Raw genomic sequence first — 13,892 nt, 5'->3', positions numbered from 1 at the left:
ACCGTCGTGTTACGGTCGCTCTCGGTCGAGGTTGTGGTGGGCCGACGCTGGGGGCTGTCGTTGGGGTGGGACTTCTCCGTGCTCGGCACGTTGCGCGTCAGTCGTGACGACCAGGCGGTGCCCGTGCCGGCCAACCGGCAGCGGGCGCTGCTGGCGGTGCTGCTGCTCAACCGGGGCGAAGCGGTGAGCGTGCCCACCCTCGTCGACCGGGTCTGGGGCGGCGGGCTGCCCACGCACGCCAAGGCGTCCCTGCACTCACTGGTGCGCCGGCTGCGCGCCACCCTCGGCGGTGACGACGGCCGCGCCGAGCTGATCGCCACCGGCGCCAACGGTTACCGCATCGACCTCCCGCCGGACAGCCTCGACCTCGCCCGGTTCGACGCGCTGCTCACCGCGTCGGAGGCGACGGACGACCCGCGGCAGCGCGCCGAGCTGCTGCACCGGGCGTTGACGCTGTGGCGCGGCGATCCGCTGGCCGACGTCGTCTCCGACGTGCTGCACCGCGAGGACGTGCCGGCGTTGACCGAGCGGTGGTCCCGTGCGACCGAGGCGTACTTCGACGCCGAGCTGGCCGTCGGCCGCCACGTCGAGATCATCCCAGGGCTCCGGCAGGCGACCCGGCGCAACCCGTTGCGCGAGCGGTTCTGGGCGCAGCTGATGCTGGCCCTCTACCGCAGCGGGCGGCAGGCCGAGGCACTCGACTCCTACCAGGAGGTCGCCTCGCTCCTCGCCACCGAGCTGGGGCTGGACCCGTCTCCGGCCCTGCGGGAGCTGCGCACCACCATGCTCCGGTCCGACCCGGCGCTGCGCTGGCGGCCGCCGGCGTCCACCGCCACCGTCGGCCCGACCACCCCTGCGCCGCCGGCGAACCCGATGTTCCAGCTCCCGGCCGACCCGGGCACCCTGCACGGCCGGGCCGCCGCGGTGCGGTCGGTCCGGCAGACGATCGCCACCGCCGCCGCCGAGGGGCGTCTGCCGCTGGTGGCCCTCTCGGGCGCGCCGGGCGTGGGCAAGACCGCGCTGGCCGTCCACGTCGGCCACCAGTTGTGCGAGCTGTTCCCCGACGGCCAGTGGTTCGTCCGCCTGCGCGGGCAGCAGCCGGATCCCGCCCGGCCTGCCGACCTGCTGGCCGAGCTGCTGACCTATGCCGGCATCCGCGGGGCCGCGCAGCCCGGCACGACCGACGCGCGTGCGGCGGCGCTGCGCGCGGTCCTGGCCGAGCGCTCCGTCCTCCTCGTCCTCGACGACGCCGCCTCGGCCGAGCAGGTCGCCCCGCTGCTGCCCGGCTCGGCGAACTGCGCGGTGATCGTGACCAGCCGCCGTACGCTCGGCGGCCTGGTGGCCCTGCACGGGGGACGGGCGGTCAACCTCGACCCGCTCGCGCCGGACGAGGCCGTCGGCCTGCTCACCACCGTGCTCCGCCAGCACGCGATGGACGTCGCCTCGGACGCCGTCGCCGACCTGGCCGCGCTCTGCGGCTACCTCCCTCTGGCGCTGCGGATCGCGGCGGCCAACCTGGCGACCGCCGGCGAGGCCGACCCCCGGGACTACCTGCGGCGGCTGCGCGACGGCGACCGGCTCGCCGGCCTGTCCGTCCCGGGCGACCCGCAGGTGGCGATGCGCGCCGCGTTCGCGCCGTCCTACCGTCGCCTGGGCGCGCCCGAACGGCGGGCGCTGCGGCTGCTGGCGTCGTCGCCGATGGACTGCTTCACCGCCACCGACGTGGCCGCGCTGACGGGCGTCGGCTGGGCCGAGGCCGACGCCGTGCTGCGGACGCTGACCGCCTGCCACCTGGTGCGGCCCGGACACTGCGACCGCTTCGTCATCCACGACCTGATCCGTCTCTACGCGGCCGAGCTGTCCCAGGCCGAGGACACCGCCGACGAGCGCGCCGCCGCCGTCGACCGGCTGCTCCACTCCTACCTCGCCACCGCCGACGCCCTGGCCCGCCGGGGCCATCCCCGGATGGCGTTCCTGCCCCCACCGCCGGGAGCGGTCCCGGTGGCCGGGGCCCCGGAGCCGGCCGCGCCGGCCCAGTGGTTCCACGCCGAGCACGGCAACCTGCTGGCGGCGATCCGCCACGCCGCCCGGCACGGCCCGCCGCAGCTCGTCTGGCACCTGGCCGACCGGATGCGCGGGCACCTGCAGGAGATGGGCGCGCACGCCGAGTGGCGGTCCGTCGCCGAGCTGGGCCTCGACCAGGCCCGCCGGCAGGGCGACGACGAGGGCATCGCGGCGATGGAGCTCAGCCTGGCGACGCTCGCCGCCAGCCGCGCCGACTACCCCGACTCCCAACGGCGGTTCACCGCCGCCCTGGAGATCCAGCTCCGCCTCGGCAACCGGGCCGGGCAGGCGTCCATTCTGAACAACCTCGGCATCGTGCACCGCGAACAGGGCAACCTCACCGAGGCCGGCGCCTGTTACACCCGCGCCCTGGCCCGCTACCGGGAGCTGGGCAACCGGCACGCGGAGTGGAGCTGTCTGGTCAACCTCGGGGTGGTCCAGCTGGAACTCGACCGGGTGGCCGAGGCGGTACGCGCGCAGCGGACGGCGCTGGACGGTTACACGTCGCTGGAGCCGGCCGCGCAGCCGCACGACGACATCGCCACCGTGCTGCACAACCTCGCGGTCGGCCTCCGCGCCCTGGGCCGCCCGGCCCTGGCCGTGATCCACCTGACCCGCGCCCTGGCGATCCGGCGACGGACGGGCAACCGCTACGGCGCCGCCACCGACCTCGACCAGCTCGCCGCCGCGTACGCCGACCTCGGCTACCACGCCAAGGCGCTCTCCCTCGCCGAGGAGTCCCTGACCACCGCCCGCGCCATCGGCCGCCGTCGGGTGGAGGCCGAGTCGCTCACCACCCACGCGACGATCGCGCTCGGCCTGCACGGGCCGGCGGCCGCCGTCGACCTCCTGGACCGGGCGCTGCGGCTGAGCCGGGAGATCGGATATCGCCGCGCCGAGGTCTGCGCCCGCATCGGTCTGGCCGCGGCGCACCGGGCGGCCGGGCGGCACGCGGAGGCGGCGCGGCACGCCCGCCTCGGCGAGCAGCTCGCCCGGCGCTCCGAGCACCTTCTGCTCGCCCGCCAGGCCCGGGACGTGCTGACCGACGGCGGGGCGCTGGCGTCGGCGAGCTGACCGCCGAGGTGGCAGCTGCCGCCCCGTCTTCCCAGAGAATGTCGAGATCACGCGATGGGCGGCCGGCCACCGCCGTCACGTCAGCTCGTCGAGGCGGTCGTCCGCCCGCAAGGGAAGCGTCAGCTGTTGACACCGGGGCAGGATGGGCAGGTGTTCATCGAGCCGGTCGACCAGGCGCCCGAGCAGGCTTTCCCGCGAGCGATCCTGCGGCAGCGCTGGGTGGACCTCACCTTCCTGCACTGGGCGGTCGCCCCGGAACTCGTCGCGCCGCTGCTGCCGGCCGGCACCCGCCCGGACACCCTCGACGGGCTCAGCTACGTGGGCCTGATCGGCTTCCGCATGGTGGGGCTGGGCCTGGGCCGCGGGCCGGGGGTGCCCTACCTCGGCAGCTTCTGGGAGACCAACGTCCGGCTCTACTCGGTCGACGGCACGGGCCGGCGGGCGGTGGTGTTCCGCTCGCTCGACGCGTCCCGGCTGGTCCCGGTGCTGGTCGCCCGGGCGACCCTGCGGCTGCCGTACATGTGGTCGGCGATGCGGCTGGACCGGGACGGCGACCGCTACACCTACCGGTGCCGGCGTCGCTGGCCCGGCCCGCGTGGCGCGACTAGCCGGATGGTGGTCCGCGTGGGTGCGGCGATCGCCGAGCCGACCCCGCTGGAACACTTCGTCACCGCCCGGTGGGGGTTGCACACCCGGGCGTACGGTCGTACGCGGCACCTGCCGAACTGGCATCCCCGCTGGCCGCTGCACCGCTGCGAGCTGCTGCACCTGGACGACGAGTTGGTCACCGCCGCCGGGCTGCCGGCGCCGGCCGGGCCACCGGCCAGCGTGCTGTACTCCCCGGGCGTACCGGTCCGGTTCGGTCCGCCGGTCACCCTGCGCCCACCCGGCTGACCACCGAGCCGAAGACGCCGCCGTCCTCGTCGTCCTGACTCTTAATGGCGACGCCGTACCGCATCTGGCCGACGAGCAGCCGGTTTCCCGGCAGGTCAGCCGCCGAAGCCCTCGCGGATGCTTTTCGTCTCCAGCTTGCGGATCTGGAGCGTGCGCGGGCGGCGATCCCGGGACCGTGCGCGGCGGCGTGCCCCGTCGGCGCTAGGGTCGGGCCCTATGCGGACGAAGCAGGAGTTGAGCGCGGCCATCGGGCGGGAGCGGCGGGCGGCGCTGGTCGTCAACGCCCACTCCCGCCGGGGCCGCCAGCTCTACGAGGAGACCCGGTCGCGGCTGGTCGCGGCCGGCTTCACCCTGCTCGGCACGTACCCGGTCGACCGGCCCGCCGAGCTCGAGCAGAGCCTCGCCGCGGCCGCCGACCTCGGGCCGGACCTCCTGGTCGCCGGCGGCGGCGACGGCACGATCGGCACGGCCGCGCGCCTGCTCGCGCACCGCGACATCGCACTCGGCCTGCTGCCGCTGGGCACCACCAACAACTTCGCCCGTACGGTGGGTGTCCCGCTCGACCTCGACGCGGCGGTCGCGGTCCTCACCGACGGTAAGGTGATCGACGTCGACCTCGGACTCGTGGGCAGCATGCGGTTCACCAACCACGTCGGCATCGGCCTGTCCGCCGACGTGATGCTCAGGACGCCGCCCCGGCTCAAGCGGGTCGTCGGCCGGATCGCGTACCCGATGACCGCCATGGCGCTGCTGACCCGGCACCGGCCGCTGCGCGCCGCCGTGCGCGCCGAGGGGCGGCGGCACGAGTTCCTCACCCACCAGTTGTACGTCGCGAACGGTGGCTTCCACGCCGGTCGGCCGATCACGGCGGACGCGGACGCCGACGACCGGCTGCTGGTCGCGTACCCGGTGGGTGGCCCCACCCGCCGCGGGCTGCTGCGCGACACGGCGCGCAACGCGGCCACCGGCCATCGCCGTACTCTCGTCGACGAGCCGTTCCTCGCCGTACGCGAACTCTGGCTGGAGACCGACCGGCCGGCGCCGGTCGAGGTGGACGGGGAGCCGTACGGCGAGACCCCGATCCGGATCGGCCTGGACCCCAACGCGCTGCGCGTCATGGCCGCCGCCGACAGCCCGGACCGCTAGGACGGGGCCGGGGCCGCGGGGACGTCGGGGGCGCTGGCGAGCGCGTCCCTGCCCGCCACTACCCGACCGCGCACCGCTTCGCAGGTGATGGACCACGATGCGGACTGCCCAAGTCAGGCAGGCATCAGGAACCGCTGACCCGCGGCTGCTGATGGTCGGTCAGCCGGAACCCCACGCCGCGTACCACGTCGATGGTCACGCCGGTGCCGAGCCCGGTGAGCTTGCGCCGTAGCCGTTTCACCAGCGACTGCACGTCGCCCTTGCGCTGCAGCCCCTCGTCGCGCCACACCGACCGGTGCAGGTCGGTGTAGCTCCAGACCCGGATCGGCTCGGTGGTCAGGCAGGTCAGCAGGTCGTGCTCGAGTCGCGTCAGGCCGACCTCCCGGTCGCGGCAGCGCACGGTCGACCGGGCCGAGTCGATCAGCAGGGTGCCGTCGGCCGCGTCGGGCGCGGCGCCGGGGGTCTGCCCGGACGGCGCCGGGGGCAGCCGCCGGGGGGCCGCGATCAGCCTGCGCAGCTCGTCGAGATCCGAGACCAGCAGCAGCGGCGCGACGCCCTCGAGGCGTTCCGCGAGTCGGATCCGCTCGGCCGGCGACGGCGTCACCGCGATCACCAGCGGAAATTGTTCCTCGGCCGGATCGCGCCCGTCCGGCACAGTGCCTTCGTCGTGTGCCCCCACAGCACCCACCCCGAACGATGGGCAGGTTTCTGCCCAGTTTCGTCATGATCGTGACAAGAATCGGCAAGCTCCCCGACGATCGGCCAACCGTTAGTGACAGATTGCTTACGACGAGTTCTTGATCGTCCATTCATGTCGATCATAGTGTCCAGACGGGCAGTCGGCGTGACCCGCGCGGTTGCCTGGGGGCATGGAGGGGTGCATTCGGCTTCGTCCAACTGGGGGAGGCGTGTTCCCCGCACCCTCCACCATGGCTCGTTCCGGTCTGGGTCGTCCTGGAGGAGGCACCACCAATGTTCAGACGTCCATCCACAAGACGCACAGCCAGATCCCTGGTGAGTGCCGGCGCGGCCCTGGTCCTCGCCGCAACAGGCCTGGCCGCCTTCGGATCGAGCGCACAGGCCGCGCTGGCCGGGACAGGAGCAGCCTCCGCGGACGGCAAGATCCGGCCGGAACTCAGCAAGCAGCTCCAGGGCAAGACCGAAGGCGACTTCTGGATCCGCTTCACGGACAGGGCGGACCTGAACCAGGCCGCGGCGATCAAGGACTGGGACGAGCGTGGCGCCGCGGTCGTCGCGGCGTTGAAGAAGACCGCCGCCGAGAGCCAGGCCAAGGTCCGTGCCGAGCTGGACAGCTCGGGCGCGAAGTACGAGACCTTCTGGGCGACCAACGCGATCAAGGTCAGCGGCGGCTCGCTGGCGATGGCGGAGAGCTTCGCCTCCCACGCGGAGGTCGAGGGCCTGTACGCCCCGGTCGCCTACCAGGTGCCCGAGGTCACCAAGGGCACCGACGAGAAGGCCGTGAACGCCCTCGAGTGGGGCATCGCCAACATCAACGCCGACGACGTCTGGTCCCAGTACGGCGTCAAGGGCGCCGGCATCACGGTGGCGAACATCGACACCGGCGTCCAGTTCGACCACCCGGCGCTGGTGAGCTCCTACCGCGGCAACAACGGCGACGGCACGTTCGACCACAACTACAACTGGTACAACGCCGCCGGGACCTGCGCCGCGGCGCCGTGCGACAGCAACGGCCACGGGACCCACACCATGGGCACGATGGCCGGCGCCGCGGGTGCGAACCAGATCGGTGTGGCGCCCGAGGTCACGTGGATCGCGGCGAACGGCTGCTGCCCCAGCGACGCCGCCCTGGTCAACTCCGGCGAGTGGATGCTCGAGCCGACCGACCTCAACGGCCAGAACCCGGACGTCAGCAAGCGGCCGAACATCATCAACAACTCGTGGGGGACCACGAGCCCCTCCAACGACCCGTTCATGGAGGACGTGACGCTGGCCTGGACCGCGTCCGGCATCTTCGGTGTCTGGTCCAACGGCAACAACGGGTCGGCGTGCCAGACCAGCGGCTCCCCGGGCAGCCTGGTCAGCAACTACTCGGCCGGCGCCTACGACATCAACAACAACATCGCCGGTTTCTCCTCGCGTGGCGTCGGCCAGAACGGCGAGATCAAGCCCAACATCTCGGCGCCCGGCGTGAACGTCCGGTCGAGCATCCCGGGCAGCAGCTACGCCAGCTACAACGGCACCTCGATGGCCGCCCCGCACCTCGCGGGCGCGATCGCGCTGCTGTGGTCCGCGGCACCGGCGCTGGTCGGCGACGTCACCGCGACCCGAGCGCTGCTGGACAACGCGGCGGCCGACAAGGCCGACGCCCAGTGCGGCGGCACCACCGACGACAACAACGTGTACGGCGAGGGCCGGCTGGACGCGCTCGCGCTGCTCAACGCGGCCCCGATCGGTGACACCGGCACCCTGGCCGGCAAGGTCACGGACGCGGCCAGTGGCGCCCCGATCGCGGGTGCCACGGTGGCCGTGACGGGTGCGGCCGACCGCGAGCTGACCACCGCTGCCGACGGGACGTACTCGTCCCTGCTTCCGGTCGGCGACTACCAGGTCGCCGTGACGGCGTTCGGCTACGCGGGCAAGACGACGCCGGCGACCGTCACCCGCGACGCGACCACGACGCTCAACGTCGCGTTGACGGCCGTGCCCAGCGTCACCGTCAGCGGCTCCGTCACCGACGGCTCCGGCCATGGTTGGCCGCTCTACGCCAAGGTGACCGTCGTGGGTCCGTCCGGCGTGTCCGACTACACCACGCCCGTCAACGGCCACTACAGCGTCACGCTGCCCGCCTCGGCCACGTACAGCCTCAAGGTCGAGGCGCAGTACCCGGGCTACCAGACCGTCACCAAGGAGGTCGTGGTCGGCAGCGGCAACGTCACCGCCAACATCGCCGTGCCGGTGGACACCACCTCCTGCACCACGGCGCCCGGCTACCAGTTCGGCTCGGACGGTGTGTACGAGACGTTCGACGGCACCACGGCGCCGGCCGGCTGGTCCGTGGTGGACCACGCGAACACCGGCCAGGTGTGGAAGTTCACCGACGACGGCGGCCGGCGCAACCTGACCGGCGGCACCGGCAACTTCGCGATCATCGACAGCGACGAGTACGGCTCCGGTGGGCGGCAGGACACGTCGCTCGTCAGCCCGGTCGTCGACCTGACCGGGGTCGCGGCTCCGGTGATCCGGTTCAACCAGGACTACAACTGGCTGGGCAGCGACCGCGCCGACGTCGACCTCAGCCTTGACGGGGGCGCCACGTGGACGAACGTGCTCCGGCAGGCGGCCGACGTCCGCGGGCCGCGGGTGACCGAGATCCCGATCCCGCAGGCCGCCGGCCAGGCGCAGGCCCGGGTCCGCTTCCACTACTACGACGCCTCGTACGAGTGGTGGTGGGAGGTCGACAACGTGCTGATCGGCAGCCAGGTCGTCTGCCAGCCGACCGGGGGTGGCCTGGTGCTCGGCCACGTCCGTGACAGGAACACCGACGGCTACGTCAACGGTGCCACCGTCACCAGCGACGACCGGCCGGCGGAGAAGGCCACCACCGTGGCGACCCCGGACGACCCGGGGCTGGCCGACGGCTTCTACTGGCTGTTCTCGTCGCTGACGAACACCCACAAGTTCACCGCGAAGGCCGGCAACTACGTCAGCCAGAGCAAGCAGGTCGACGTTCAGGCGGACGGGGCGACCGCGGCGGACTTCCAGCTGGCGGCCGGCCGCCTGTCGGTCGAGCCGGCCCAGGTGAGCGGAACGGTCCGGATGCCCACCGGCAAGGTCAGCACGCCGTTCACGGTGACCAACACCGGCGGGGCCCCGGTCGACGTGGAGTTCAGCGAGCGCGACGGCGGGTTCACCCTCCTGCGCGCCGACGGCTCCCGGATCAGCAAGCAGCAGGTGCTCGGCTCCGCCGGCGCGCCGGAACAGCGGCTCACCACCCCGACGTCGTTCGCCGCGGCGGCGTCCGACAAGTCGGCGACGGCGGCCCCGGCCGCGGTCGGGCCGCAGGCCGCGCCCTGGACCGACATCGCCGACTACCCGGCGAACGTGATGGACAACCGGGTGGTCAACCTCGACGGCAAGGTCTACTCGATCGCCGGCACCAACGGGTCTGCGTCCACGACGAAGAACTTCGTCTACGACCCGATCGCGCAGACCTGGACGCCGATCGCCGATCTTCCCGGCGCCCGCAACGCCATGACGGTGGGCGTCGTGGACGGGAAGATCATCGCGACCGGTGGCTGGGCGGCGTCCGGCCCGGACGGCACCACCTGGTCGTACGACCCGGCGGCGAACACCTGGACGGAGAAGGCCGACAACCCCGCGCCGCGCTCCGCGGCCGGGCAGGCGGTCGTCGGCGGCAAGCTGTACGCCGTCGGCGGCTGCACCACGTCGTCCTGCACGCCGATGTCGAACGACGTGGTCCGGTACGACCCGGGCAGCGACAGCTGGGAGACGCTGCCCGACTACCCGAAGTCGGTGGCCTTCGCCTCCTGCGCCGGGATCGCCGGCGTCGTCTACTGCACCGGTGGCAACGACGGCTCCGCCGCGCAGAAGTCCAGCTACGCCTTCGACCCGGGGGCCAACACCTGGACGGCGATCGCCGACGCGCCGGTCGACAGCTGGGCCAGCTCGTTCGCTGTCGCCAGCGGCAAGCTCCTGGTCGTCGGCGGTGTGCAGGGCGGGGCCATCACCAACGCCGGCTTCGCCTACGACCCGGCCACCGACTCGTGGTCCAACCTGCCGAACGCCAACACGGCGCGGTACCGCGGTGGCGCGGCGTGCGGTTTCTACAAGGTCGGTGGCTCGTCCGGCAGCTTCAACGCCACGCCCGACAGCGAGGTGCTGCCCGGGTTCGAGGAGTGCGCCGAGGGCGGCGCCGACGTCAGCTGGATGACCATCGACAAGACGGCGGTCACGCTGGCGCCGGGCGAGCAGGTCACGGTCACCGTCGGGATGACGGCGAACGTCGACCAGCCGGGCACCTACTCGGCCTCGGTCGCCATCAAGGAGAACACCCCGTACACGGTGCAGCCGGTGGCGGTGACCATGAACGCGCAGCAGCCGAAGACCTGGGGCAAGCTGATGGGTACGGTCACCGGGACGAGCTGCCAGGGTGCCAGCTCGCCGCTGGCCGGTGCCGTCGTTCAGGTCGACTCGTGGGCGCAGTCCTGGACGTTCGCCACCGACGCCGAGGGCAGGTACGCCTACTGGATGGACCGTCGGAACAACCCGCTGACGATGATCGTCGCCAAGGACGGCTGGAAGCCCCAGACCCGTCAGACGACGATCAACGCCGTCACCCCGACGGTGGAGGACTTCGCTCTGTCCCCCGTCCGTTGTTGACAGTTGGCCGCTAGCTGACAGTCCGGCCCGCCTGGTCATCGACCAGGCGGGCCGGATCAGGTTCGAGGGCTGCGAGCGATGCGCGCCCGAGGGCTGCGAGCGCGCCTGAGGGCAGGAGGCGCGCCTGGGGCGCGAGGCGCCGCCTCCGAGGGCCGCGAGCCGCGCGCGGGCAGCGACCGGCAGCGCCTGCGGGCTCCCGCCCGGCGACGCGGGATGCCGTCAGGCCGGGGCGAGGCGGAAGCCGACCCCACGGACCGCGTGGATCGTCGCCGAGGCGTTCAACCGGGCCAGCTTGCGCCGCACCCTCCGTACGACCGAATGGATGTCGGAGCCGCGGCCGAGGTGCTCGTTGCCCCAGACCTTGAGGTGCAGCCGCTCGTAGGTCCAGACCCGCCCGGGCGCGCCCACCAGGCACAGCAGGAGATCGTGCTCCAGGCGGGTCAACTCGATCTCGCGGTCCCGCCAGCGCAGCACCCGTCGGTCGGAATCGACGCTGAGGTCGGGTGGTGGCGAGGTGGCGGCGACCATGGTCTGGACGGCCGGGGCCGCGGCCCCCGGGGGCGGTGTCTCCACCACGTCGAGGAACTCCCGTGCCCGGTCGACGCTCGAGACGATCAGAAACGCCTCCGTCCCGCCGAGCAGTCGCGCGAGCTGCCGGCGTTCGGCCGGCGAGGAAGCGATTCCGATGATCAAGGACGCGGCCGGGATCCCACTCATGCCCCCACCCTTCCGGCTCCCACCAGCGGTTATCATACGACGTGCATCAATCGATGTCGTGACCCTAACAGGATGCCGTCCCGCTCCGGTAAAAGCTGGTTAGGTTTTGGCATTCGTAAATGTGTTGCCGCCGCACGGGACGGCGGTGCGGGGTTCTTTCGTGGCGGGTTGACCGATCTTTCGGACATGGGCGCTCCGGCCGGCGACCGGGCGAGGGTCCCTGCCCCGCCTGCGTTCCGGCTTTCGTCTCGAGCGCTTCGGTCGCTGCGGGACGCGCGTGGCCGACTCGGGATGACGGCAGCCGACGTCCCGTGTGCGGGACGGTCGTCGTCCGCCTCAGCCGACATCCCGTCGAAACATTCGTAGGCCAATTACGGTCACGGTCGGACGGTATTTCGGCGCGGGTCCGAGCCCCGTCCGAGCCACCCATTCGCGGCACCCTGAATTGCGTGACGGACAATTCCGGTACCGCGATGGCGCCGCCCCACCCGCTGTCTCCGCCGGTCACGGACGCGCGGCGTCGCGGCCGTCGCGCGGGCCGGCAGCGGCGCGCCGGGCCGCGGCGAGGAAGGCGTTGTACCGGGCGAGATCGTCCTCCTCCCCAGTGGCCTCGGCCCGCTCGGCCGCCCGGTCGAGGCGGCCCTGCTCGCGCCGGTCGGCGCGGATCCACTGGCGGACCAGCACGATCATGACGAAGGCGGCGGGTATCTCCCCGAAGGCCCAGGCGATCCCCGCGCCCAGCTTCTGGTCGTCGAGCAGCGAGGACGCCCACGCGGGGTGGACGGCGGAGTACCAGTCCGGGGCGATGACGGTGGTGCTCTGCATCAGGACGAGGCCGAAGAAGCCGTGGGCCATCATCGCGGCCAGGTGGACGATGACCAGCAGGGGAGGGGCGATCCTCGGCCGGCCGGGGTCGACCCCGATGAGCACCCAGAACAGCAGGTATCCGGCGGCCACGTAGTGGATGAGCATGGCCAGATGGCCGACGTGTGACCGCATCAGCATGCCCAGCAGGTCGCTGAAGTACAGGCCGAAGAGGCTGCCGGAGTAGATGCCCAACGCCACGACGGGGTGGGTGAGCACCTTCGCCGGCCGGCTGTGCAGCACCACCAGCAGCCACTCCCGGGCGCCGCGGACCTGCGGATCCGTGGGCCGGCGCAGGGCGCGGAGGGCCAGGGTGACCGGGGCGCCGCCGACGAGCAGGATCGGCACCAGCATCGACAGCACCATGTGCTGCACCATGTGGGCGCTGAACAGCACGTACGCGTAGCGGGCCACGCCCAGGTCGGTGATCGCGGCCAGCAGCAGCATGCCGGCCAGCCAGCTCGCGGTGCGGGTGACCGGCCAGCGGTGCCCGGCCCGGCGCAGCCGCCACACGCCGGCCAGGTAGCCGCCGACGCCGGCGACGGTGAGGGTCAGGAAGAACATGTCCGGCAGCGGCTGGCCCACCAGGAGCGCCGGGGTCGGCGGGGCGGGCATCGGAAAGCCGAGCAGCTCGGTGATCGGATCGGCGTCCAGCGGGTCCGTCACCACCGGCGTGGGGCTGCGGGACAACGCCACCGACAGCCCGACGGTGGCGGCGAACACGACCAGTTCGCCGGCGGCCAGCCGACCGAACGCGCCGGGGCGGCCCGCGCGCAGGGCCGGCAGGGTCCGCGACCGGTGCACGGCGCCGAGGACGCCCAGGATCGTCAGCGCGACGAGCTTGCCGAGGACCAACCAGCCGTAGCGGGACTGCCACAGCTCCGCCACGGAGCCGAGGCGCACGACGGCGTTGGCCGACCCGCTCACCGCGACGGCCGCGAAGCAGCCCAGGGCGAGGCGGCTGTACCGGCCGGCGGCGTCGGCGAACTGCCGGCTGCGCCGGATCATCAGCAGCGCCGCCAGCCCGCCGGCCCACAGCGCGGCGGCCAGCACGTGCAGGGCGAGGCTGGTCACCGCGATCTGGTGGTTGCCCGCCCCGGCGGCGTGCCCGGTGAACGCCGGGGGCAGCACCGCGACCAGGGCGACCAACGCCACGACGGCGGCGAGCCCGCGCGACACCCCCGTCCGGGCCAGCACCGCCGCCGTCAGGGCCAGCCCCGCCTGCAGCAGCAGCGCCTGGCCCTGGGAGATCGAGGAGGCGAAGCTGACCACGGTGGCGAGGCTGAGCCCGTCCACGGGTACGCCGAGCAGGTCCGAGACCGTCAGCACGATCAGTGCCGACGCGGCCACGGCCCAGCCCGCGGCCACCATGCCGGCGCGGCGCAGCAGCAGCCAGCCGTGCGGGGACACGCTCGGACCGTCGCCGGGCAGCAGGAACGCGGCCGTCACCACCATCCCCACCGTCAGGGTGGCGAGGCCGTCGGCGAGCAGCCGGACGACGGGCAGCGCCCACGCCGTGACCGGCCCCGGGTCCGGCAGGCCGGGTATCGCCGCGGTGAGCGCGTCGCCGGCGCGCAGGCCGAGCAGGAGTACGGCCACCGCCGACGCCACGGCCGCCACCGGCACGAGCCACCCGCCGCGACCGCTGGCCGCCGGTCGTGCACCGCGGGCGGGCGCCCCCGCGGTGGGGCCGGCATCCGCCGCCGTACGCCCGGCGTCCGGGACGCGGGCCGGGTGGGCCGGGTGGGAGA

7 protein-coding genes are annotated in these 13,892 nt (G+C 73.2%); 4 read left to right on the top strand and 3 right to left on the bottom strand.

Features of this window, described 5'->3' with window-relative positions:
* Positions 1-36: 36 nt before the first annotated feature.
* The 3 genes from ACFY23_RS23115 (at position 37) to ACFY23_RS23105 (ending at position 5,178) form a co-directional block, all read left to right on the top strand.
* A complete protein-coding gene (locus tag ACFY23_RS23115) occupies positions 37-3,138 on the top strand; it encodes a BTAD domain-containing putative transcriptional regulator (RefSeq protein WP_350819345.1) in 3,102 nt (1,033 codons plus the stop codon).
* A 150-nt stretch (positions 3,139-3,288) separates the two neighbouring features.
* Complete coding sequence (locus tag ACFY23_RS23110) at positions 3,289-4,032, top strand: DUF2071 domain-containing protein (RefSeq protein ID WP_350685146.1); 744 nt, start codon at positions 3,289-3,291, stop codon at positions 4,030-4,032.
* A 216-nt stretch (positions 4,033-4,248) separates the two neighbouring features.
* Complete coding sequence (locus tag ACFY23_RS23105; protein ID WP_350685147.1) at positions 4,249-5,178, top strand: diacylglycerol kinase family protein; 930 nt, start codon at positions 4,249-4,251, stop codon at positions 5,176-5,178.
* A gap of 124 nt (positions 5,179-5,302) precedes the next feature.
* Here ACFY23_RS23105 and ACFY23_RS23100 read toward each other — a convergent pair whose 3' ends face one another.
* The gene (locus ACFY23_RS23100; protein ID WP_350819346.1) at positions 5,303-5,791 is read right to left on the bottom strand and encodes a winged helix-turn-helix domain-containing protein; all 489 of its coding nucleotides are present in this window, start codon (positions 5,789-5,791) and stop codon (positions 5,303-5,305) included.
* Between the two features lie 401 nt (positions 5,792-6,192).
* On the opposite strand from ACFY23_RS23100, the gene ACFY23_RS23095 reads away from it, so the two are divergent.
* Entirely contained in the window at positions 6,193-10,560 is a 4,368-nt protein-coding gene (locus ACFY23_RS23095; protein WP_350685149.1) for a S8 family serine peptidase, read from the top strand.
* 219 nt (positions 10,561-10,779) lie between these two features.
* Here ACFY23_RS23095 and ACFY23_RS23090 read toward each other — a convergent pair whose 3' ends face one another.
* A complete protein-coding gene (locus tag ACFY23_RS23090) occupies positions 10,780-11,277 on the bottom strand; it encodes a winged helix-turn-helix domain-containing protein (RefSeq protein WP_350685150.1) in 498 nt (165 codons plus the stop codon).
* A 504-nt stretch (positions 11,278-11,781) separates the two neighbouring features.
* The gene (locus ACFY23_RS23085; RefSeq protein ID WP_387037690.1) at positions 11,782-13,767 is read right to left on the bottom strand and encodes a cytochrome c oxidase assembly protein; all 1,986 of its coding nucleotides are present in this window, start codon (positions 13,765-13,767) and stop codon (positions 11,782-11,784) included.
* Positions 13,768-13,892: the final 125 nt, after the last annotated feature.

The organism is Micromonospora sp. NPDC000121 (genome assembly GCF_042899165.1).
Classification (GTDB): domain Bacteria; phylum Actinomycetota; class Actinomycetes; order Mycobacteriales; family Micromonosporaceae; genus Micromonospora.
Note: the sequence above shows the minus strand (reverse complement) of the source record. Positions and strands in the feature narration are given on the sequence as shown.

What these genes read in the sequence shown, in the direction of transcription:
- ACFY23_RS23090 (WP_350685150.1), bottom strand. Translation starts at nt 11,277, where the DNA reads ATGAGTGGGATCCCGGCCGCGTCCTTGATCATCGGAATCGCTTCCTCG.
- ACFY23_RS23105 (WP_350685147.1), top strand. Translation starts at nt 4,249, where the DNA reads ATGCGGACGAAGCAGGAGTTGAGCGCGGCCATCGGGCGGGAGCGGCGG.